This window comes from Vibrio sp. Vb0667 (assembly GCF_033391095.1).
The window spans coordinates 1-23,071 of record NZ_JAWPOL010000008.1 but is presented as its reverse complement, the minus strand read 5'-3'; the positions used below and the strand labels follow the sequence as shown (position 1 = coordinate 23,071).

General features: G+C 45.5%; 23 protein-coding genes. 9 read left to right on the top strand and 14 right to left on the bottom strand.

All coding sequences use genetic code 11. From position 1 onward, the window contains the following. Window positions 1-54: 54 nt before the first annotated feature. Complete coding sequence (locus R8269_RS10500; RefSeq protein WP_005379657.1) at window positions 55-1,023, bottom strand: TAXI family TRAP transporter solute-binding subunit; 969 nt, start codon at window positions 1,021-1,023, stop codon at window positions 55-57. A 405-nt stretch (window positions 1,024-1,428) separates the two neighbouring features. Further along, on the bottom strand, window positions 1,429-1,899 hold the full coding sequence (gene argR, locus R8269_RS10495) for a transcriptional regulator ArgR (RefSeq protein WP_005379659.1): 471 nt from the start codon (window positions 1,897-1,899) through the stop codon (window positions 1,429-1,431). Window positions 1,900-2,258: 359 nt separating this feature from the next. On the opposite strand from argR, the gene mdh reads away from it, so the two are divergent. Further along, complete coding sequence (gene mdh, locus R8269_RS10490; RefSeq protein WP_005379660.1) at window positions 2,259-3,194, top strand: malate dehydrogenase; 936 nt, start codon at window positions 2,259-2,261, stop codon at window positions 3,192-3,194. A 113-nt stretch (window positions 3,195-3,307) separates the two neighbouring features. Further along, window positions 3,308-3,499, top strand: coding sequence for a hypothetical protein (locus R8269_RS10485; protein ID WP_005379661.1), 192 nt, complete (start codon window positions 3,308-3,310; stop codon window positions 3,497-3,499). Window positions 3,500-3,592: 93 nt separating this feature from the next. Here the strand turns inward: R8269_RS10485 and ispB are convergent, their stop codons facing one another. Further along, window positions 3,593-4,564 carry an octaprenyl diphosphate synthase gene (gene ispB, locus R8269_RS10480; protein ID WP_025768368.1) on the bottom strand — a complete coding sequence of 324 codons (972 nt, stop codon included), beginning with the start codon at window positions 4,562-4,564 and terminating at the stop codon, window positions 3,593-3,595. A 256-nt stretch (window positions 4,565-4,820) separates the two neighbouring features. Between ispB and rplU the strand changes: the two genes are divergently transcribed. The 6 genes from rplU (at window position 4,821) to folA (ending at window position 8,756) form a co-directional block, all read left to right on the top strand. Continuing rightward, window positions 4,821-5,132: a 50S ribosomal protein L21 gene (rplU, locus tag R8269_RS10475; protein ID WP_005383096.1), complete on the top strand. Its 312-nt coding sequence runs from the start codon at window positions 4,821-4,823 to the stop codon at window positions 5,130-5,132. A 20-nt stretch (window positions 5,133-5,152) separates the two neighbouring features. Next, window positions 5,153-5,410 carry a 50S ribosomal protein L27 gene (rpmA, locus tag R8269_RS10470; protein ID WP_005383095.1) on the top strand — a complete coding sequence of 86 codons (258 nt, stop codon included), beginning with the start codon at window positions 5,153-5,155 and terminating at the stop codon, window positions 5,408-5,410. Between the two features lie 212 nt (window positions 5,411-5,622). After that, window positions 5,623-6,798: an Obg family GTPase CgtA gene (cgtA, locus tag R8269_RS10465; protein WP_005383091.1), complete on the top strand. Its 1,176-nt coding sequence runs from the start codon at window positions 5,623-5,625 to the stop codon at window positions 6,796-6,798. Between the two features lie 195 nt (window positions 6,799-6,993). Then, a complete protein-coding gene (locus R8269_RS10460; protein ID WP_065274127.1) occupies window positions 6,994-7,794 on the top strand; it encodes a threonine/serine exporter family protein in 801 nt (266 codons plus the stop codon). Then, entirely contained in the window at window positions 7,794-8,267 is a 474-nt protein-coding gene (locus R8269_RS10455) for a threonine/serine exporter family protein (protein ID WP_005379665.1), read from the top strand. The genes R8269_RS10460 and R8269_RS10455 overlap by 1 nt, the downstream gene beginning before the upstream one ends. Before the next feature lie 9 nt (window positions 8,268-8,276). Next, window positions 8,277-8,756 (top strand): type 3 dihydrofolate reductase, encoded by a 480-nt coding sequence (gene folA, locus R8269_RS10450; protein WP_005379666.1) that lies wholly within the window; start codon window positions 8,277-8,279, stop codon window positions 8,754-8,756. Window positions 8,757-9,025: 269 nt separating this feature from the next. Here the strand turns inward: folA and apaH are convergent, their stop codons facing one another. The 6 genes from apaH to lptD all read right to left on the bottom strand — a co-directional run bounded on the left by apaH (window position 9,026) and on the right by lptD (window position 15,786). Then, window positions 9,026-9,832 (bottom strand): bis(5'-nucleosyl)-tetraphosphatase (symmetrical) ApaH, encoded by an 807-nt coding sequence (gene apaH / locus R8269_RS10445; RefSeq protein ID WP_169644226.1) that lies wholly within the window; start codon window positions 9,830-9,832, stop codon window positions 9,026-9,028. Window positions 9,833-9,847: 15 nt separating this feature from the next. Beyond that, entirely contained in the window at window positions 9,848-10,228 is a 381-nt protein-coding gene (gene apaG, locus R8269_RS10440; RefSeq protein WP_005379668.1) for a Co2+/Mg2+ efflux protein ApaG, read from the bottom strand. A gap of 75 nt (window positions 10,229-10,303) precedes the next feature. Continuing rightward, complete coding sequence (gene rsmA, locus R8269_RS10435) at window positions 10,304-11,113, bottom strand: 16S rRNA (adenine(1518)-N(6)/adenine(1519)-N(6))-dimethyltransferase RsmA (protein WP_005379669.1); 810 nt, start codon at window positions 11,111-11,113, stop codon at window positions 10,304-10,306. After that, a complete protein-coding gene (gene pdxA, locus R8269_RS10430; RefSeq protein WP_064353592.1) occupies window positions 11,110-12,108 on the bottom strand; it encodes a 4-hydroxythreonine-4-phosphate dehydrogenase PdxA in 999 nt (332 codons plus the stop codon). The genes rsmA and pdxA overlap by 4 nt, the downstream gene beginning before the upstream one ends. Further along, on the bottom strand, window positions 12,098-13,381 hold the full coding sequence (gene surA, locus R8269_RS10425) for a peptidylprolyl isomerase SurA (RefSeq protein WP_005379672.1): 1,284 nt from the start codon (window positions 13,379-13,381) through the stop codon (window positions 12,098-12,100). Before surA ends, pdxA begins: the two co-directional genes overlap by 11 nt. A gap of 59 nt (window positions 13,382-13,440) precedes the next feature. Further along, window positions 13,441-15,786 (bottom strand): LPS assembly protein LptD, encoded by a 2,346-nt coding sequence (gene lptD / locus R8269_RS10420; RefSeq protein ID WP_005379673.1) that lies wholly within the window; start codon window positions 15,784-15,786, stop codon window positions 13,441-13,443. Between the two features lie 266 nt (window positions 15,787-16,052). Between lptD and djlA the strand changes: the two genes are divergently transcribed. After that, on the top strand, window positions 16,053-16,907 hold the full coding sequence (djlA, locus tag R8269_RS10415) for a co-chaperone DjlA (RefSeq protein ID WP_005383076.1): 855 nt from the start codon (window positions 16,053-16,055) through the stop codon (window positions 16,905-16,907). A gap of 142 nt (window positions 16,908-17,049) precedes the next feature. Here djlA and R8269_RS10410 read toward each other — a convergent pair whose 3' ends face one another. From R8269_RS10410 to leuA, 5 genes are all read right to left on the bottom strand, one after another. Next, window positions 17,050-17,832, bottom strand: a complete 783-nt coding sequence (locus R8269_RS10410) for a DUF547 domain-containing protein (RefSeq protein ID WP_005383074.1) — start codon at window positions 17,830-17,832, stop codon at window positions 17,050-17,052. A 335-nt stretch (window positions 17,833-18,167) separates the two neighbouring features. After that, entirely contained in the window at window positions 18,168-18,770 is a 603-nt protein-coding gene (leuD, locus tag R8269_RS10405; RefSeq protein ID WP_005383071.1) for a 3-isopropylmalate dehydratase small subunit, read from the bottom strand. Between the two features lie 11 nt (window positions 18,771-18,781). Continuing rightward, complete coding sequence (gene leuC / locus R8269_RS10400; protein ID WP_005379681.1) at window positions 18,782-20,182, bottom strand: 3-isopropylmalate dehydratase large subunit; 1,401 nt, start codon at window positions 20,180-20,182, stop codon at window positions 18,782-18,784. A 194-nt stretch (window positions 20,183-20,376) separates the two neighbouring features. After that, window positions 20,377-21,468: a 3-isopropylmalate dehydrogenase gene (gene leuB, locus R8269_RS10395; protein WP_033906035.1), complete on the bottom strand. Its 1,092-nt coding sequence runs from the start codon at window positions 21,466-21,468 to the stop codon at window positions 20,377-20,379. 82 nt (window positions 21,469-21,550) lie between these two features. Further along, a partial coding sequence (gene leuA, locus R8269_RS10390) for a 2-isopropylmalate synthase (RefSeq protein ID WP_318128618.1) occupies window positions 21,551-23,071 on the bottom strand: 1,521 nt, incomplete at its 5' end.

Here is a 23,071-nt window from a genome sequence, read left to right as displayed (position 1 = left end):
TGCTCAAACAGGCAGAAAATATTCTTTCCTGCCTGTATGTAGAGTCTGAGGAAATTACTTAATTAGACCCATTTCTTTGTAGTATTTTTCTGCACCTGGGTGAAGAGGAATAGAAAGACCAGCTTTTACCATGTCTTCTTTCTTCAAGTTTGCGAATGCAGGGTGTAGACGTTTGAAGGTATCAAAGTTTTCAAACACAGCTTTTGCCACGTTGTAAGCGACATCGTCTGAAACATCAGAGGTCGTTACCATTGTTGCTGCAACACCAAAGCTGTTTACGTCTTTGTCTGTACCGCGGTACATACCAGCCGGTACTGAGCTAAAGGCGTAGTATGGGTTGTCGGCAACAATTTTATCGATTTTAGGGCCTGTTGCTGAAACTAGCTTCGCATCACATGATGTGGTTGCTTCTTTGATTGAACCGTTCGGGTGGCCGACCATGTAAATGAAGGCGTCAATTTTGTTATCACAAAGTGCCTGAGAGCGTTCAGAGCCTTTTAGCTCAGACGCCAATTTGAAGCTGTCGTTTGTCCAACCCATCGCTTCCATGACAACGCCCATCGTTGCACGGTCACCAGAGCCTGGATTACCGATGTTTACGCGCTTACCTTTCAGGTCTTCAACGTTTTCAATACCTGAATCTGCACGCGCAATGATGTTGAAAGGTTCTGTATGAAGAGAGAACATTGCGCGTAGCTTCTTGTACGGGCCTTGTTCTTCAAACTTGCTCGTACCGTTGTAGCCGTGGTACTGCCAATCCGATTGCACGATACCAAAATCTAATTCGCCTGCACGGATAGTGTTAACGTTGTAAATTGAGCCACCAGTTGATTCTACTGAACAACGGATGTTGTGGTCTTTACGACCTTTATTTACCAACTTACAGATAGCACCACCAGTTGGGTAGTAAACACCAGTCACAGAGCCAGTACCGATGGTAATAAACTCTTGAGCGTTAACTGCGCCTGCGCCCATTACGGCTGCAGCGATAGCGCCTACTTTGAGAAGTTTGTTAAATGCCATGAATTTCCCTTCCTTATATTCATTATTTACCCGGAAATAACCATAAATCACTTCTGGAGTTTCCTATTTGGAAACGGCACCTTTTTCAATCCAATCGTTTGAAAAAGCGAGCGAATCATAACAAAAAATTGGCAGAAAATTATCCAATTGTTAAATGTTATAGTTGATAAGTCTGAATTTTGTATCAGGGGATAGGATTCAATTTGTGATTTAATTCTTTTTATAACAATTACTTAATTAACATTTAGTGACTGAAATGAAAAAGATCAATTGCGTGATGTTAATCACAAAACGGATGGTTAAAGAATGAGCGGAGTAAGCAAAAAATTTACATAAATTATGGGCTACAAAATGAGACTTCTTTTATAACCCACAATGAGTTAGCTGATTGAAGCTTTATAGAACTTAACCAGTATATTCGAACAGCTCGCACACTGATTTGAAGAGTTGCTCAGTCGTAATTGCCATGGTTGGCGTAATGAAAATGGTATCGTCACCTGCGACAACACCAAGAATACCTTCGGATTTACCGAGTGAATCAAGCAAGCGAGCAATCAACTGTGCTGCACCTGGGCCGGTGTGAATTACTACTAACGCTGCGTTACGATCGATGTCTAGTACCAGTTCACGCAGAGAGCTGCTGACTGTTGGGACACCTAGCTCAGCAGGAAGACAGTAAACCATTTCCATTTTTGCATTGCGCGTACGGACGGCGCCAAATTTAGTCAGCATACGTGAGACTTTAGATTGGTTGATACTCTCAAACCCTTGCTGTTTGAGTGCGTCAACAATCTCGCCCTGTGAGCCAAAGCTTTCTTCTTTTAACAGGGCTTTAAAGGCGCGAACTAAGTTGTCTTGTTTTTCTGAATTGCGCATAGTCATTACAAATCTCTTATTACGGGTCAGCAATTTTGCATATTCTCGCATATATATTCAGGCGGTGCCAAAGAGTCCCAGTATTATGTTAGATGCGTCACTGTAAACTATATACCACATAGAATTCTTTAGCGCGCTGAAGTAGGGCTGTATCTGTTTTCTTGAATTCCTTGTCATTTCAACAGAATAAAAGAATAATCCAGGCCCCATTTGTAGCACGGTAACAGCGAGTTGCGCGAGGTCGCAAAGCTAGCGTTAATTGATTGTAATCAAGTTGTGATTCCGATAGCTTTATTTAAGTTGGTTACAAACTACCCTACGAATACGTTTATAAGAGAAATACTCTCAAGGAGAACTACATGAAAGTAGCCGTTATTGGTGCCGCTGGTGGCATCGGTCAAGCCCTGGCCCTTCTACTTAAGAACCGTCTTCCTGCTGGTTCTGATCTAGCCCTATATGATATTGCTCCAGTAACTCCTGGTGTGGCCGCTGATCTTAGCCACATCCCTACGCCAGTTTCTATCAAAGGTTACGCTGGTGAAGATCCTACTCCAGCACTAGAAGGCGCGGATGTTGTGCTAATTTCTGCTGGTGTTGCGCGTAAGCCAGGTATGGATCGTGCGGATCTATTTAATGTAAACGCTGGTATCGTTAAATCGCTAGCGGAGAAGATTGCGGTTGTTTGTCCGAAAGCTTGTGTTGGTATCATCACAAACCCTGTAAATACAACAGTGCCAATTGCTGCTGAAGTTCTTAAAAAAGCGGGTGTTTATGATAAGCGTCGTCTATTTGGTGTAACAACGTTGGATGTTATCCGTTCAGAAACGTTTGTTGCTGAGCTAAAAGACAAAGATCCAGGTGACGTTCGCGTGCCAGTAATCGGTGGTCACTCTGGCGTAACGATCTTACCTCTACTGTCTCAAGTAGAAGGTGTTGAGTTTACAGCTGAAGAAGTAGAAGCATTAACGAAACGTATTCAAAATGCAGGTACTGAAGTTGTAGAAGCGAAAGCGGGTGGTGGTAGTGCAACACTATCAATGGGCCAAGCTGCATGTCGCTTTGGTCTGTCTCTGGTTCGTGCTCTTCAAGGTGAAGAAGGCGTAGTTGAGTGCGCTTACGTTGAAGGCGACGGCGAACACGCGACTTACTTCGCGCAACCTGTGAAACTGGGTAAAGAAGGCGTTGAAGAAGTACTAAGCTACGGCAAACTCAGTGATTACGAAAAGTCTGCATTAGACGGTATGCTAGAAACACTAAATGGCGACATCAACATTGGTGTTGAATTCGCAAAGTAATCTAGAAAGCCTATATAAGAAGAAAGCCGATCATTTTGATCGGCTTTTTTGATCCTTGATTTCTCAACTTCGTAAAAATGGTCGAATAAAACCACGTAGTGAAGGAGAAGATGATGGAAGCGAGTCGAATCCGTAAAGGCATGGTTGTTGAGTGCCAACAAGGCGTCGGTACGATATTAGTGGTCGACCATGAAGCAGAGACGGTATTGTTGTCCAAACAAGGGACTGAACAGCAGCTCGCCGTTAGCTTTGATGAAATAGAAGATGATCCACAACTGCATGGCGGTAGTGACAGATATTACTAGCGCCTCCGGCGTCGTCATTAGGTATCAAACGTAAAAAAGGAAGAGCATGCTCTTCCTTTTTGCTATAAGTCTTGCGTTATGGGTAACTATTGATTACTTCGTGCGTTGTACCGCGACATGAGCCAGAGTAACAAGCGCTTGTTTGTATTCAGACTCTGGCAACACTGATAGTTCTGCGATTGCTTTGTCTGCTTCTTCTAGAGCTTTTTGCGTTGTGTATTCCAGAGAGCCTGCTTCTTTCATGACCGCAAGAATTTCTTCTAAGCGATCCATGCCATTTGCTTTCTCAATCGCTTCACGAATCATGATTGAGTTTTCTGGTGTGGTATTACGCATAGCATGGAGTAGAGGTAAAGTTGGCTTGCCTTCGGCCAAGTCATCACCCACATTTTTACCCATGTCTTCGCCATCAGAAGTGTAATCCATGACGTCATCAATGAGCTGAAACGCAGTGCCTAGATACTTACCGTAATTTTGCATTGCGATTTCAACATGCTCAGGAGCATCATTTAAGATTGCACCGATTTGAGTTGCGGATTCAAATAAGCGCGCAGTCTTAGAGTAGATGACTTGCATGTAGCTTTCTTCTGTCGTGTCAGGGTCGTTACAGTTCATCAACTGCTGTACTTCACCTTCGGCGATCACGTTTACGGCATTGCTCATTAGTTTAAGGATCTTCATGGATCCTAGTTCTGTCATCATCTGAAATGAGCGTGTATAGATAAAGTCCCCAACTAATACGCTAGCCGCATTGCCAAATGCTGCATTCGCAGTGGCTTTACCACGGCGCATGTCTGATTCATCTACCACGTCATCATGCAGCAAAGTCGCTGTATGGATGAACTCAATAAACGCAGCTGCCATTGTATGACCATTGCCTTGGTAACCAAGTGCACGGGCTGACAGTATCGCTAAAAGCGGTCTTAGACGTTTGCCTCCACCACTCACGATATAAAAACCGAGCTGGTTGATTAAAGAGACATCAGAATTAAGTTGGGCTTGAATTGTTTCATTCACTTTTGCCATGTCATCGGCAGTAAGCGCTTGGATAGTTTTAAAATCCATCGTATATCCGGCTGAAGTTAGACCCTGCAAGGCTTATTCGATTTATATAATTGTCGAATAATACACTAAAAAACGTTGATTAATACATTACTAAAGGGCATGATTGCCGCACTTTTCTTTGGCGATTAGCTTTTCGCCAATTTTTTCAAAATATGGCTTGTCATAGGAGCATCTATTCTGTAGAATCTGCGCCCTATTGATGATTAGTTTAGCGCACACCCTCAAGAAAGGCTGTGCGGAAAAAGCGGAGTAAAATATGTACGCTGTTTTCCAATCTGGTGGTAAACAACACCGTGTAAGCGAAGGTCAAACTCTTCGTTTAGAGAAATTAGACGTTGAAACTGGTGCAACTGTAGAATTTGATAAAGTTCTTCTTGTTGCTAACGGCGAAGACATCAAAGTTGGTGCTCCTCTTGTAGAGGGCGGCAAAATTGTTGCTGAAGTTGTACAACACGGTCGTGGCGATAAAGTTAAAATCGTTAAGTTCCGTCGTCGTAAGCACTCTCGTAAGCAACAGGGTCACCGTCAGTGGTTCACTGAAGTGAAGATCACTGGTATCAACGCTTAATCTATTAGGAGAGTTTAACAATGGCACACAAAAAAGCTGGTGGTTCTACTCGTAACGGCCGCGATTCAGAAAGCAAACGTCTAGGTGTTAAGCGTTTCGGTGGTGAATCTGTACTTGCAGGTAACATCATCGTTCGTCAACGTGGTACTAAGTTCCACGCTGGTAACAACGTAGGTATCGGTAAAGACCACACTCTATTCGCTCTTACTGAAGGTAAAGTGAAGTTCGAAGTGAAAGGTCCTAAGAACCGTAAGTTTGTAAGCATCGAAGCTGAGTAATTAGGTTTTTAACCAAATTACTTAATAGCTTTAAGCTGAATTCAAAAGCCCTGCCGAATCGGCGGGGTTTTTTATTTGTGGCAGTCGACATATCGAAGTTTCTCGCTAAGATCCTAAGCGATTTGAATCTGGGAGCTTAGATCTGTCATCTGCTAAAATTGTCGGATGACATAGTAAGATTTAATCCACGCACGAAGTAGTCGGAGTAAAAGATGAAGTTCGTAGATGAAGCGGTAGTAAAAGTTCAGGCTGGTGATGGCGGTAGTGGCGTTGTCAGTTTCTGGCGTGAAAAATTCATCACTAAAGGTGGCCCTGATGGCGGTGATGGCGGTGACGGTGGTGATGTTTATATCCAAGCCGATGAAAACCTAAATACCCTGATTGATTACCGTTTCCAGCGCTTCTACGAAGCTGAGCGTGGTGAAAACGGTCGCGGTGGTAACTGTACAGGTAAGCGTGGTAAAGACATTGTTCTTCGTGTACCTGTGGGTACGCGCGCTGTGGATATCCACACAAATGAAATCGTGGCGGAAGTTGCTGAACACGGTAAGAAAGTGATGATCGCAAAAGGCGGTTGGCACGGTCTAGGTAACACGCGTTTCAAATCTTCAGTAAACCGCGCGCCTCGTCAGAGAACATTGGGTACAAAGGGTGAAGTACGCGAAATTCGCCTTGAGCTATTGCTTCTTGCTGATGTGGGTATGCTTGGTCTACCTAATGCTGGTAAATCAACCTTTATCCGCGCAGTATCAGCAGCAAAACCGAAAGTCGCTGATTACCCATTCACGACGTTGATCCCAAGCTTGGGTGTCGTAAGTGTCGTACCAGAGAAAAGTTTTGTTGTTGCAGACATCCCTGGTTTGATCGAGGGTGCAGCAGATGGCGCTGGCCTTGGTATTCGATTCTTGAAGCACTTAGAGCGTTGTCGAGTGTTGCTGCACATGATCGATATTATGCCAATTGATCAGTCCGATCCGGTGCAAAATGCATTGACGATCATTGATGAATTAGAACAATACAGCGAAAAACTGGCAAGTAAGCCGCGCTGGTTAGTGTTCAACAAAGTTGATCTAATGCCTGAAGAAGAAGCGAATGAGAAGATCCAAGAAATCTTAGACGCACTAGGTTGGGAAGACGAGTACTTTAAGATCTCGGCGATCAATCGTAACGGTACTAAAGAGCTTTGTTACAAACTGGCTGACTTTATGGATAACCTACCTCGCGAAGAGGAAGAAGTGGCTGAAGAAGATAAAGTTAACTTCATGTGGGATGATTACCATAAAGATGCGATGGCGGGTAAAGACGTTATCACTGAAGATGACGACGACGATTGGGATGACTGGGACGATGAAGAAGATGACGGTCACGTTGTCTACGTTCGTGACTAATCAGAACGGTCAAACAATGCCTGTTTGCCTATAATTCATTAAGCCGCAATTATTTATTGCGGCTTTTTTTGTATCTAAATCATATTTAGGTGATGTGATTTACGGCACAATAACCGATACGTCGTGTTTTTTGAGGGTTAGTTTGGCCCTCGCGCGTATGAATGAGTAACACCCTAAAAGGAATTAGACTTATTTATGACTCTAGAAACCATACCGCATAGAGAGTTGGCGGTATCTACTCAACGATCGATTTCTCGTCTTGTCGCCCAAGCCGGACAAATGCTACTCGCTCATGGTGCTGAAAGTACTCTTGTGAGCGATATTATGCGTCGTATTGGCCTTGCTTGTGGGGTGAATGAAGTTGCGGTAGCACTATCAGCTAATGCATTGGTTGTGACGACGGTAATGGATGGGCATTGCATCACCACCACCCGAAGCTGCGCTGATCGTGGCATCAATATGCGCGTTATTACGCAAATTCAACGAATCTGTATCATGATGGAACGTGGTTTGCTCGATTCAACCATGGCGCAGAAAAAGCTGAACGCTATCAGTCCAGAGCGTTATAACCGCTGGTTGGTGGTGTTTATGATTGGCTTGTCTTGTGCGGCATTCAGTCATCTTGCTGGTGGTGATTGGGGAGTATTCATCATGACCTTTTTAGCTTCAGCTGGTGGCATGATCGTTCGCCAAGAAATTGGTCATCGTCATTTCAACCCTCTATTGAACTTTGCTGCGACCGCTTTTGTGACTACCTTAATTTCAGCACAGGCGGAAATTTACCAAATCGGTAATCTACCTACCGTAGCAATGGCATCGTCGGTATTAATGCTTGTACCTGGTTTCCCACTCATTAACTCTGTCGCAGATATGTTGAAAGGCCACATTAATATGGGCATTGCTCGATTTGTGATGGCTAGTTTACTAACGTTGGCGACATGTTTGGGGATCGTTGCTGCGATGAGTGTAACTGGAATTTGGGGGTGGGCTATCTAATGAGTTTATTTGATTTGATGTTTGGCCTTTTGAATGACATGTTTTTTGCGGCGATTCCCGCCGTAGGATTTGCATTGGTTTTTAACGTGCCACAAAGAGCCTTAGTGTATTGCGCTGTTGGTGGCGCGATTGGTCATGGTAGCCGCTACTTGATGATGCAGTTTGGCATTCCTATTGAGTGGGCAACCTTTTTTGCCGCGACGTTAGTTGGGATGATTGGTGTGTACTGGTCTCACCGTTTTCTCGCGCATCCAAAAGTGTTTACTGTGGCTGCTTTGATCCCGATGGTGCCGGGTGTGTTTGCGTACAAAGCAATGATCGCTATGGTAGAGATCAATCATGTTGGCTACTCACCCGAGCTTGTCGCAACCTGTATGGAAAACTTTCTTAAGGCCATGTTTATTATTGCAGGTTTAGCTGTTGGTCTTGCGGTTCCAGGGCTGTTATTCTATCGCCGCAGACCAATTGTATAAGGACCTAACATGATCATTAGTATGATTGCCGCGATGGCCGACAATCGCATCATTGGCAAAGACAATCAAATGCCTTGGCATCTTCCCGCCGATTTCGCTTGGTTTAAGCGTTGTACCATGGGAAAACCGGTTGTGATGGGACGCAAAACCTATGAGTCTATTGGTCGCCCTTTACCAGGTCGCTTGAATATTGTTATTAGCCGTGATGAGACACTAAAGATCGAAGGTGTCACTACCGTAACATCGATTGAGCAGGCTCTGGAAGTCGCAGGTGATGTGGAAGAAGTGATGATCATTGGTGGTGGTGCGATTTACACCACTTGTCTGCCTATGGCCAATAAACTGTATGTAACACACATTGAAGCGGCCATTGATGGTGATACTCAGTTCCCAGATTGGGGAGACGAGTTTAAGGAGACTTACTCAGAAATGTATCAAGCCGATGAGAAGAACGCCTACAACATGCGCTTTACTGTGTTAGAAAAGTAATTCGAGATTAACACCGCGTAGTTAATACGGTAATGCCGTTCGTGTAACAGCGAGCGGCCATCCCAACCTACCGTCATCCTGAAAAGCGACGAAAGAGCGAGATTCAGGAGCCTCTATACGAGTACCTTGTTGTCAAAGGTATTTCTATCTATTCGCAGCGCGAGGATATTAGATTCCTAGTCTCGTTAAGGCTCGTTGGAATGACCCTACAGGAAGTGTTAAGTGACAGGTATTCCTCCTACTATGGATTATCGACTGTTATTCAGTGTTTAACTTAACGCATCCTGAGTGAAAATTTTCTTATCTTCCCAACGGATCATGGTCAGACTTCCGCCCCAAACGCAGCCAGTATCTAGCCCGATGACTTCGTTGTTCATATAGCCTTGTAGTGCAGCCCAGTGCCCAAAGAGCACCGCTTTGTTTAAGTGGATACGTTTAGGCACCTCAAACCATGGAATAAGTTCGTTACCGGAAACTTGTTGCGGTGGCAATTTACAATCCATATCCAAACGACCATCAGGGAAACAAAAGCGCATCCGCGTAAAAGCATTGATAATATAACGGTATCGGTCCAAACCCTGTAGAGAGTCATCCCAGGAATCAGGTTGATTGCTGTACATGTTTTTTAATAGCCAAGGCAGCTCTTCACTTTGGATGATGCGCTCAACTTCACGGGCACACTTTCTCGCTGTTTTTAGATTCCACTGCGGTGATATGCCAGCGTGACACATCACGAACTCGTCATGCTCGGCCATTAGAGGTTGCTGAGCTAGCCATGTCAGTAGTTCCTCTTTGTCAGGGGCCGTGAAAATAGGTGCGGTTCTATCTTTGTCTTTGACCTTTTTTATCCCGTGAGCCACTGCTAGAAGGTGAAGGTCGTGATTACCAAGCACCACGATTGCGCTTGCGCCAAGTGACTTCACAAAGCGTAACGTTTCTAGTGATTTAGGCCCTCTGGCGACCAAATCACCAGCAAGCCAAAGTTGGTCTTTTTTCGCAGAGAAAGATACTTTTTCTAGTAGTCGCTGCAATTCATCAAAACAGCCTTGGATGTCACCAACAATATAGGTAGCCACTGAATCTCCAATTTACTAATTTAAAACATTTGGAACAGCCAAGCGAAATGGTTCGATTTCGGTGATGAACTCTTGCCCTTTCTCATCCAGCATTTTGTAGTGTCCTTGCATAACGCCGACAGGGGTTTCTAACGCGGTTCCGCTACTGTACGTGTATTCATCATTGCTTGGAATAAAGGGCTGCTGGCCTACCACTCCGTCACCTTCAACCGTCATTTGCTTGCCATTCGAGTCTGTGATTAGCCAGCGGCGGCTCACTAACTGTACGGTTTGCTGGCTAAGGTTTTTGATGGTGATGATATAAGCGAAAACGTAGCGTTGTAGCTCTGGGTTGGACTGTTCTTCGATGTATTTGGTGTGAACTTGAATTTTGATGCAAGGTTGAATGACGTCCATGTGCACTCCTCAGAAACGTAATATCCCAATAATAATAAGCCAAACCTACAAGGGTTTGGCTCATTGTTTGAGTTCTTAGTGCTGCGGGTTATCCGCAAGCCAGTTCGCCATTGCGACGAATTGTTCTAGCGTCAGGTTCTCTGGACGCATGCTTGGATTAACACCTAGCTCTTCTAGTACTTCTGTGCTTAACAACGATTTGTAGCAGTTACGAACTGTTTTACGACGTTGGTTAAAGCCTTCACGACAAACGCGATCGAGCAAACGCAGATCTTTCGCCGGGCATGGCAGCTCTTCGTAAGGCACTAAACGAACAACGGCAGAATCCACTTTCGGTGGTGGAACGAATGCCGTTGGCGGTACTTCCAGTACCGGTACCACTTTACAGTAGTACTGAGCCATTACCGTTAAACGGCCGTAAGCTTTGCTGCCAGGGCCGGCGGCTAAGCGGTTTACCACTTCTTTTTGCAACATAAAGTGCATGTCTTGAATGTCTTTATGGAACTCGAAAAGGTGGAACATCAATGGTGTAGAGATGTTGTACGGCAAGTTACCAAAAATGCGCAGCTTGTTGTTTGGCTTCACTAGTTGAGTGAAGTCAAAACGCATAGCGTCACCCTCATGGATGGTCAACTTATCTGCCAGTTCAGGGTGAGTACGTAGGCGTTCCGCCAGATCGCGGTCTAATTCGATAACTGTGAACTTATCTACTTCACGACCTACTGGCTCAGTGATTGCACCAAGACCAGGACCGATTTCAACCAGGTTTTGACCTGGTTTTGGGTTAATCGCTGATACGATTCCATCAATAATGTATGGATCGTTCAGGAAGTTTTGACCAAAACGTTTACGCGCTTTGTGTCCTAAATGGACATCATTTCTCATTGTTTCTTCTCTACCAAATCTATCGCATGCGTGAGCGCTGTTCGGAAACTCCCTGTATCCGCTTGACCTGTCCCTGCCAGATCTAATGCAGTACCGTGGTCCACCGATGTTCTAATAAAAGGTAGACCAAGAGTAATGTTTACTGAACGACCAAAGCCTTTGTATTTTAATACTGGCAACACTTGATCATGGTACATGCCTAAAACAGCATCAGCATCATTTAAATATTTTTCATTGAAAATGGTATCAGCCGGCAGAGGGCCGATCAGGTTGATACCTTTTTCTTGTCGAACTTTTTCCAGTGTCGGAGTGATGGTTTCGATCTCTTCACGACCTAAGCAGCCATCTTCGCCAGCATGAGGGTTAAGCCCGCAAACGTAGATGTTTGGTTGTGCGATAGCAAACTTTTCTACAAGGTCTTTATGAAGAATATCGATGATTTTTTCTAATCGCTCTTCGGTGACAGCTTTGGACACATAAGCTAAAGGAATATGTGTTGTAACCAGCGCCACGCGAAGTCCTTCCGTTGCTAGCATCATTACGACTAGCGGCGTTTGTGACTTCTCGGCGAAAAATTCAGTATGACCACTGAATGCAACACCTGCGCGATTAATCACCCCCTTATGAACAGGGCCGGTGACAATAGCATCAAATTCATCATTCATACAGCCTAAAGCCGCTCTTTCTAGCGTTTTTAGTACATAGTGGCCATTCGCTTCATTGAGCTCGCCTGCGACCGCAGGTTCCGATATTTGGATATGGTCAACGATAAGCGTGCCCGCTTTTTGTGCTTTAGGTGCTTCTTCTGGATTGTAATCAGATAGTTGGACTTCGATGCCAAGCTGCTTGGCTCGCTCCGTCAGCATATTCTTATCGGCACAGACGACAATTTGGTGCGCCCAATCTTCTTTCGATAGGGCAAGCACTAAGTCTGGGCCGATACCCGCAGGTTCCCCTGCGGTTACGACAATTCTACGAATTGTATTAGTTGTCATTGTTGTCATCCACGATTTCAACAAACGCACTTGCGCGTAGCTCTTGCATCCATGCGCCCGCTTCTTCATTAAATTTACGATTAAATAGAATACGGTAAGCTTTGTTCTTCATCGCTGAGTCAGTGCGGTCCACTTGGCGACGATCCAACACTTCAACGATATGCCAGCCGTGAACGGTTTTGAACGGTTCGCTGATTGAGCCAACTGGCAGAGTTTCTACTTGGTGCTTGAATTCTGGCACGTAAAGATCTGGTGTTTGATAACCTAGTTCACCGTCTTGTGCTGCCGAGCCAGGATCTTGACTGTATTGTGTTGCCAATTGAGCGAACGTTGCTTCACCGGCTTTGATGCGGCGTACAAATTCATTCAGTTGCTTCTTCGCCCCTTCGTCGCTCAGAATCACGGTAGGTTTAATCAAAATATGACGCGCATTTACTTCCGTTACCGCAACCGTTTCTAGGCCTTTGACATCCTCTATTTTTAGGATGTGGAAACCAACGCCACTACGGAAAGGACCAATAATGCTGCCTTTGTTTTGCATCTTGATCTGATCAGCAAAGATGGTTGGCATCTCTTCTTTACGCATCCAGCCCCAGTCACCACCTTGTAAAGCTTTAGGACCTTTTGAGTAGGTGTAGGCCATCTCCGTAAAGTCTGCACCTTCGTTTAGCTTTTTCGCGAGCGCTTTAGCTTCTGCTTCTACAGCTGACTTTTCTTTATCGTCAGAGAAGCGCAGTTGAATGTGTCCAATTTTGTATTGAACAGTCGCATTGGTTTCTTGTGATAGTTGCTCAGCAAGGCTATCGACCTCTGCTGGAAGGATATTAATACGGCGACGAACCAGTGCATTGCGAGCTTCTGATGCGGCGATTTCCTTACGAATTTGTTCGCGGAATTCTGGGTAACTTAAACCTTCACTTTCTACAGAAGCAGCGAGTTGTTCTACCGATTGCTCATTATTACGTGCGATCTCTGCAATCGCTTGGTTTAAACGGTTGTCGTCAATACGCACACCAATACGGTCTGCTTCTTGGCCTTGCAACGTATCAATGATAAGTTTTTCAACGACTTGTTCTTTTAACACGCTGGTAGAAGGTAAGCTCTTTCCACTTTGACGAGCGTTGGCTTGCAGCGTTTTCATCGCTGTTTCGATGTCGCTTTGTAGAACTACACCGTCGTTCACGATGACCGCAACCTTATCGATCTCTACTGGTGCTGCAACCGCTCCGCAAGAGAGTAGGGTCGTGAATAAGATTGATTTCCAAATTTTCATTTAAAATTCCGTCAGTATTTTTGAATAGGCGTCTTATTCATTTAAGACGCCTATTTTGATTAATTGTTCAGATAGAATGGGCGGCCGTACTTAATCGCGTTATCAGAACCATCCAGTTCTTTGACAGCAGTGTCTTCACGCTGGTTGGTCGCAAAGCCTTGAATACCGAAGTTAACGCTGAAGTTATTTTCGTATTCAGGTGATGCCCCGGTGCTGCCGATAGCTTGGTCTTCCCAACCAAGCAATTGGTTTGAGTAAGTGACGCCAATGTACCAACAGTCAGATTGGTAACGTAGGCTCGCTAACCATTCTAGGTCCGCATTTTCATTGAGGTCGTAGTAGTATTGACCACTCGCAGACCAGTTCGGGTTGAACTCGTAGGCCGCTACAATACCTGCTTGAGAAATACCTTTACGAGTAATTGTGTCTAGGTTTTCGAGAATGATCGTATCTTCGATGTATTCACGCGTAACGTAGCGATAGTTACCCTGAATAAAGCCGCCGTTGAATTGGTATTCCAAGGTACTGTTTGCCAACTGCATGGAGCTCAAATCAATATCGTATTGAATTCCACCGTGATAGAACAAGTAATCGTTGTAGTTGAAATCAGCTTCAATCGCCCATGATGAGTAATTGGTTGTCTCATCCGGAAGATTTGGGCTGTTGCTCAGTTTGGTCTTTTTATCGAAGTAGTAAATCTGACCAAATGAAACGTTAAGACGCTCTTTATAGTCATCATCAAAGAAGCGAGTACTCGCACCGTAGCTTAACTGGTTCGCCGAGGCGATTTTATCAATGCCACTGTACTTACGACTGCGGAATAGCCCGTAGTAGTCGGTTTGTAGCAAGGTGGTATCGTAGTTGTAGATGTTGGTTTGATCTTCTTCAGGTACGTACAAGTACTGCAGCTGAGGCTCCAGTGTTTGGGTGTAGCCCTTGATCCAGCTTGTATCTCGCTCTAAGTAAAGTTGCGCATGCGTGCGGAACTCAGGAATAACACGAGAAACTTCATCATCCAACTGGTTTTGCAAGTTTACATCTGTCAAACCCGTTAAGTCTTGAGAGTAATACGTAGAGAGCACACGCGCTTCTGTTGTCCACGTTGCCCATGAGTTTGAGAGTGGTAATGTAAGCCCTGGTTCAATGTGAACACGGGTCGCATTTGGTCGCGCAGCATCGCTGGTATCGAAGCGGCTCACTTGGCTCTTCACGTCAAAGTTAAGGTAGTCTCCCCACAACGGCGTGTAGTAGTTCAAGTCTAACTGAGGAAGCAGGCGATAAGGGCGGTTCTCTTCTTTCAATAAGATTTGGAAGTCACGAACGGTTAACGAGGCATCCCAGAAGTCAGAACGATATTGTACTTGTCCTTCTTGAACCAGTTGACCATCTTCACGGTTACCAATGTCGGAGTCGAGATCGAGGAAGTAATCAATATCACTCACTTTTGAGTAATCGACTTTGACTATCCACTGTTTATTGATGATACCGTCGTGTTTAACTTGGTAGCCCCAACGAGACTCGTCCTGATATTTGCGATCACTATTGAGGTATTCGCCTTTGATTTCCCCATTTCCCCAACCATCTGTTAGGTAGCGGAAATCAGTATCGAGTTTTGTACCACGTTGCTGCATATAGAGCGTGGTGAGTGTCATGTCATATTGAGGCGCGATGTTCCAATAGAATGGCACCTCGACTTCCATACCATCACTAGAACCATACGATAAAGAAGGAAAGAGGAAACCCGTTTTACGCGTATCTCCAATTGGCATGGTTAGATACGGCACATAGAAAACAGGCACATCTAACACTTCAAATCGAGGATGGTGCAGTGTCGCTGTCTCTTCATCTTGGTCAACATCGATGCCTGACGCAACCAATCGCCATGAATTATCGCCTTGAGGGCACGATGTGATAGAGCCGTCTTCGAGTTCATAAACCGACTGACCTGTGCGAGCGATATAGGCTGCAGTGCCTCGACCTTGTTGGCAAAGGAACTGATAATCAGTGTTCTCAAGTGAAAACGTATCTTGATTAATGTCGTTAGTAACACGATCAGATCGAGCTTTGACTTGGCCGTCATTGAAAGTCACGTTGCCTTCGGCAACCACGACGTTGTCTTGTTGGTGCAGCGTTACGCTATCTGCGGTAATTTTCTTCTGGCCTTGGGTGACTTGTACATTACCTGAGTACTGAGCTTTGTCACCATTGATGGCTTGCAGGGTGTCAGCTTCTACCACTACTGGGGTATTAAGAGCGTCCTCCTCGCCACTTGTATCGACCAAACATTGATCTGTGGCGGGCATTTCCTGCACACTATCATGGATATTCGCTTCAGCTTGAGTGGTGGGTACAAACAAGGCGGTGCTGATAGAGGCCGCTAAAAATGTGCGGGAGAAATGTTGCATTGAATTGAACTTTCCTGTGTCACTACTACTCGATGGCTATAGGGCTTGTTGTACCCTAGCGTAATAGCCAAATGAATCAACTATAGTCGCATTTATCCCAGCGTATTGATTCACTGTGGCATAATGACGACAAAATAGCTGCAAAGATAAGCAGGCGAAATGGCCTAGCCGAAATAAAACTAATTCCATTATCATAAAGGAAATCGTTGCATCCGGCACTATAAGACCGCCGTCGTCGATAAAAATTCATTGATAGAGAACACATAATGCATATTTTTGGCAAAATTCTGGGTGCCTTTTTTGGCTTGTTACTTGGCGGGCCGCTAGGTTTACTCTTTGGCTTATTTATTGGCCATCAATTCGATAAAGCACGTCGCTTGAGTCAAGCCGGGTTCTCTACTGGCGGCTTTGGAAAAGGGCCAAGTCAAGCTCAGCGCCAAGAAGAGTTTTTTAAAGCGGCGTTTGCGGTAATGGGACATGTGGCAAAAGCGAAAGGCCAAGTCACCAAAGAGGAAATCCAACTGGCTTCAGCCATGATGGACCGCATGAATTTGCATGGCGAACAGCGTCGCGCAGCGCAAGACGCGTTTCGTGAAGGTAAAGACAGCGACTTTCCGTTAGAAGATGTTCTTGTTCGTGTGAAAATTTCGACAGCTGGTCGCTTTGACTTGTTGCAATTTTTCTTAGAGCTGCAAATCTCGGCGGCCTTTGCAGATGGCTCGATCCACCCGAGTGAACGAAATGTACTACACAAGATTGCACGTGGTTTGGGTTTCTCTTCTGAGCAATTAGAGCGTCGTTTGCAAATGCAAGAAGCCGCATTTCGTTTCCAAAGCCAGGGCGGTTTTCATGGTCAGCATCAAGGCCAATCTTCAGGTGGTAGCTGGCAACAAGCTTCACAAGCGGATCAGTTGGCCGACGCGTACAAAATTCTGGATGTGTCTTCAGATGCAGACAGTAAAACCGTTAAGCGTGCTTATCGTAAACTGATGAACGAGCATCACCCGGACAAATTGATGGCTAAAGGTTTACCACCAGAGATGATGAACGTCGCGAAAGAGAAATCTCAAGAGATTCAAAACGCTTACGATCTTATTAAGAAGGTTAAAGGCTTTAAGTAGTCGGACGTTTTCTATCAAACATTTGGATGTAAAAAAGGGCACTCAGTGCCCTTTTTTTTCATGTCTTAGTCTTTGAGTTGCCGGTGTCTTTAGCTTTTGGCCTATTATGTCCCTAATGCTAATTGACCTCACATCCCCCAGTTTAGTTGGCTTGATTCAAGTCCCAATCGTATTCGTATTTCACTTTGCCAGAGAAGTTTTTGTATTGCGGTGCGTACTTTGCGATGTGTTTGAAGATTTGTTTTTCTCCACCAAAGTCCGTTGCAAACCAATCATAAATAGAAGACAGCTGTGCCGTGTTACCTTGGATAGATACGCCTTTGCTGCTGTTGATAAATGTTTTGGCGGCACTATCCAGTAGAGCTTGCGTGTTGTCAGCAGTGAATGCTTGAGATTGCAGATTAGGGCATCCTAGGCTGGCACAGTTAACCGCGTAATGCGTTCTTGGGTCATTCCAAATTGGACGCAAAATTCGATGTTCAATATCGTTTAAAGTTAGATCCTTCCCATTGACCACGACCACATCGTCTCCCCAAGGACCAAAGCTAAATAAACCACCTAGCTTGGTGATTGATTCGACTGGATAGTTATCCAAAATAAGATCTACCGTGATGGCGTTGTAAAGGTTTACCCAATAGGCATATTGCTCTGCTTGGTTGTATTGTAGAGGGTCTAGTTTTGCCAAACGCTGGATGTATTGTTTCAGCTTAGTTTTATCGACAGAGGAGACTTGGCTATAACGAAACAAGGTATTCTCGCCTTGTTCAACTAAATAAGTATCGAGCAGTTGTTGCCATTCTTGATGAGAAATTTGGGTTTGGTTGGCTTGATTCGATTGTTTCCAATATGGCCATAAGTCGGATTTAGGCGCGGACAATGTCGAGAAAGAAACCAGAGCACACAACAGCAATAACAGACGCTTCATAGAGATACCTTTGAATGAGATATTGTTGATAGTGTAGACCAGTTTAGTGCTTGTTTTCTTTCAGTAATCAGTGGCCTTTATTCGCTGTCATTCCGAGGAGCATAAGCGATATCAGGAATCTAATACCCACAAACTCTTGAGTAAAGACAGTATGAATCTGTACAGTGCGCTGTGGTAGTCGATCCTGAATCACGCTCCTTCGTCGCTGTTCAGGATGACGAATTTCAACAGAGGCGTTCGGTATTCTGTAAGCAAAGCGATATGAGATCAGTCACCCAAAACAAATCAAGGGCCGACAATTGCCAGCCCTTGATTTGTGTATTTACTAACGCGTCTTAACGCAAGAAGCTTGGAATATTCGCTTCGTACTCAGCAATCTTATCTTCGTGTTGAAGGGTTAGGCCAATGTTGTCCAAACCGTTTAGCAAGCAATGACGACGGAACGAATCGATTTCAAAACCATATTCTTTGCCGTTGGCACGAACGACATTCGCTTCTAGGTCGACCTCGACTTCTGCACCTTCATTTGCCTCAACAAACTGGAAGATTTCATCCACTTCTTGTTCAGTCAAACGAACTGGCACCATTTGGTTGTTGATCGAGTTGCCGTAAAAAATATCGGCAAAGCTTGGTGCGATCATCGCTTTGATGCCGTAATCCGCTAGTGCCCACGGTGCGTGCTCACGAGATGAGCCACAGCCGAAGTTTTCACGAGCCAGCAAGATAGACGCGCCTTGGTAGCGAGGTGCGTTCATCACGAACTCTGGATTTGGCTGTTCGCCAGCATCGTCTAGGAAGCGCCAGTCATGGAATAGGTGCTTACCAAACCCTAGGCGGGAGACCTTTTGTAGGAACTGCTTTGGAATGATGGCATCAGTATCAACGTTCGCTGCATCTAGAGGAACAACTAAGCCTGTGTGTTGTTTAAAGCCTGACATTGGTTTGCTCCTTAGTCTAGTTCACGAATATCTACAAAGTGACCAGCAATTGCTGCTGCCGCTGCCATCGCAGGGCTCACTAGGTGGGTACGGCCATCACGACCTTGGCGGCCTTCAAAGTTACGGTTTGAAGTAGACGCACAACGTTCATGTGGGCCCAAACGGTCATTGTTCATTGCTAGACACATCGAGCAACCTGGTAGGCGCCACTCAAAGCCCGCTTCTTTAAAGATAACGTCCAAGCCTTCCGCTTCTGCTTGCGCTTTTACTTGCTCAGAGCCAGGAACGATCAGCGCTTGAACGTGAGGCGCGACTTTGCGACCTTTCGCTACTTCAGCGGCTGCGCGCATGTCTTCGATACGTGAGTTAGTACAAGAACCAACGAAGACTTTATCGACGTTGTAATCAGACAATGACTTGCCTGCCTCTAGGCCCATGTAAGCCAATGCTTTTTCTGCCGATGCCTTTTCTACTGGGTCGGCAAAGCTTTCTGGTGCTGGGATAGGTTGATCTACCGCGATCACTTGGCCTGGGTTAGTACCCCAAGTGACTTGTGGTTTAATGTCTGCTGCGTTTAGCGTCACGACTGCATCAAACTGAGCATCATCGTCAGTTTTTAATGTCTTCCAGTATTCTACTGCTGCATCAAAGTCGGCACCTTGAGGTGAGAATTTACGGCCTTTGATGTATTCGAACGTGGTTTCATCTGGCGCAATCAAACCGGCTTTCGCACCTAGCTCTATCGCCATGTTACATACGGTCATGCGGCCTTCCATTGAAAGGTCAGTGATCGCTTCACCACAGAATTCAACCACGTAGCCTGTACCGCCAGCTGCTGTAGTTTCACCGATGATTGCTAGCACGATATCTTTCGCCGTGATACCCGGAGCCACTTTGCCTTTTACTTCGATCTTCATCGTTTTGGCGCGCGCTTGTTTTAGCGTTTGAGTTGCTAATACGTGCTCAACTTCTGATGTACCAATACCAAAAGCGAGAGAGCCGAATGCACCGTGTGTAGCCGTGTGCGAGTCACCACAAACAATGGTCATGCCCGGTAGGGTAATACCAAGCTCTGGGCCCATAACATGCACAATACCTTGGTATTTATGGTTGATGTCGTAAAGCGTAACGCCAAACTCTTCACAGTTTTTCGATAGCGTTTCCATCTGGATACGAGCCATCTCACCCGATGCGTTGATGTCTTTGGTGGTTGTCGAAACGTTGTGGTCCATGGTGGCAAAAGTTTTGCTGACCTGACGCACTTTACGACCTTTTTCACGCAAGCCGTCAAATGCTTGCGGAGACGTCACTTCGTGTACCAAGTGACGGTCGATGTACAAGATTGGGTTTTCCCCTTCTGCTGCGACGGCAACGTGTGCGTCGTAGACTTTTTCGTATAATGTTTTGCCCATTGTTTGCTTCCTTTCCTCATCGCCGTTGCCGCAATAACTGCGTTAGCGACACCCGTTTATCCAGTTATTTAGCTTATTTAGCGAACTAAACGCCTTAATATAAATGGGCTTGCTGCCTTGCTATTGCACCAATGACTTAGAGGAAAGCCATTGGTTGACCGAGGATTTAGTATTTATTATGAATCTGTTTTGTATTAAGAGTTTAAGACGTACTCAGCGATCTTATCGCCCATCTCAGACGTCGAAAGTGCTGGGTTGTCACCAGCAAGGTCACCCGTTAGTTCCCCCGCTGATAGCGCTTTTGAAACTGCCGTTTCGATGTCTTGTGCCGCCGTTTCCTCACCTAGGCTATAACGTAGCATCAGTGCCGCAGACAGGATTTGTGCCACAGGGTTAGCGATGTTCTTACCTGCGATATCTGGTGCACTGCCACCTGCTGGCTCGTACAGACCGAATTTGCTTTCGTTTAGACTTGCTGATGGCAACATACCCATAGAGCCTGTGATCATCGCACATTCATCAGAAATGATGTCGCCGAAGATGTTTGAACACAGCATTACGTCGAACTGAGCAGGGTCTTTGATAAGCTGCATAGTCGCGTTATCAATGTACATGTGTGACAGCTCGACATCTGGGTAATCTTTTGCGATTTCTTCTACCACTTCACGCCATAGGATTGAGCTTTGCAGAACGTTCGCTTTATCGATTGAACACACCTTCTTACGGCGTAGACGTGCAGATTCAAAAGCGATTTTTGCAATACGTTCGATCTCAAAGCGGTGGTACACCTCAGTGTCGAACGCTTTCTCTGTTGCGCCTTCACCTTCACGACCTTTCGGTTGGCCGAAGTAGATACCACCCGTCAGTTCACGGACTACCACGATGTCAAAGCCGCGACCCGAGATGTCTGCACGTAACGGTGAGAAAGCTTCAAGACCTGAGTGAATTTGCGCTGGACGTAAGTTACAGAACAGTTGGAAGTGTTTACGTAGCGGCAGTAGGGCACCGCGTTCAGGTTGGTCATTTGGTGGTAAGTGCTCCCACTTAGGGCCGCCAACCGAGCCGAATAAGACTGCATCAGACTCTTCACATGCTTTTATTGTGCTCTCTGGAAGTGGACAACCGTGATTGTCGATCGCGATACCACCTACATCATGCTCGTCACGCTCAAACGCAATACCATGTTTCTTTTCGATTGCATCCAATACTTTATGTGCCTGCGCCATTACTTCCGGGCCAATGCCGTCACCCGGTAGGACGGCAATTTTGTACGATTTGTCTGTCATGTTAATCCTTTAAGTTTTCTAATTTTGAGCTTAATTATTTCAACGAGCGTGTTCTTTCCTGAGCCGTGTAGCCCGGTTGTTACTACACAGTCGCAATCTTTTTCTGCTTCATTTCTTCGATTTTATCTGCACGATGAATGCTGTTAATAACGTGCAATAATGCCTGACCGGAAGCCTCAACGATGTCGGTGGAAACACCCGTACCGTGGTATTTGCGACCTTTGTAGTTGGCAATGATGTCTGCTTGACCCAAACCATCTTCACCTTCACCTTTCGCGGTTAGGTCGAATTTATCCAGAACGATGTCGTAGCCTGTCACGCGGTAGATACATTGGTATAGCGCATCAACTGGGCCATTACCGACCGCTGCTTCACACATTTCTTCATCACCGCATTGCATTTTGATGCTGGTGGTAGCCATTACGCTGCCAGACTGCACGCTTAGGTAGCTCAATTTGTAGAAGTCATCTTCTTCACGCAAGTTCGAGAAGTGCATTAGGGCTTCTAGGTCGTAATCGAACACTTGGCCTTTGCGGTCAGCAAGTTTCAAGAAATCCGCATACAGTGCGTCTAGGTTGTACTCGTCTTCGTTGTAACCCATGGTGTCCATATGGCTCTTCACGGCAGCGCGACCGCTGCGGCTGGTTAGGTTCAGAGCTTGGTTTTTTAGGCCAATAGACTCAGGGGTCATGATTTCGTAGGTATTCTTATTCTTCAACATGCCATCTTGGTGGATGCCTGAAGAGTGGCTAAACGCATTTGCACCCACAATTGCTTTGTTGCTTTGAATAGGCATATTGCATAGCTGGCTAACCAACTTACTGGTGCGGTGAATTTCATCATGCTTAATGCCAGTGTGAACGCCCAAAAACTCTTGACGAGTCTTGATGATCATTGCGATCTCTTCAAGTGAACAGTTACCCGCTCGCTCTCCAATGCCATTGATCGTGCCTTCTATCTGACGTGCGCCAGCTTGAACGGCGGCAATAGAGTTGGCAACTGACATCCCCAAATCGTCGTGACAGTGAACGGAGATGATCGCTTTATCAATGTTCGGAACGCGGTTAAATAGAGTTTCAATAATCCCACCAAACTCACTTGGTACGGTGTAGCCAACGGTATCTGGAATGTTGATTGTACTCGCACCTGCATTGATGGCGGCTTCTACCATGCGACATAGGTTGTCGATTGGAGTACGACCAGCATCTTCACAAGAAAACTCGACATCATCAGTGTAGTTACGTGCATGTTTAACGGCGTTGACTGCCATTTCTAGTACATCGTCGTAGCTGCGGCGTAGTTTGTCTTCTACGTGAATGGTGGAAGTGGCTAAAAACGTGTGGATACGGAATTGGTCGGCCACTTTTAAGGCTTCAGCGGCAGCATCAATGTCTTTCGCAACGGCACGCGAAAGGGCACAAACTCGACTGTTTTTTATGTTTTTTGCGATGGTTTGTACAGACTCGAAATCACCTGGTGAAGAGATTGGGAAGCCAGCTTCGATAACATCAACGCCGAGTCTTTCCAGCGCATAGGCAATCTGCAGTTTTTCTTTAACCGTCAAGCTTGCTGACAACGCTTGCTCGCCATCACGCAATGTGGT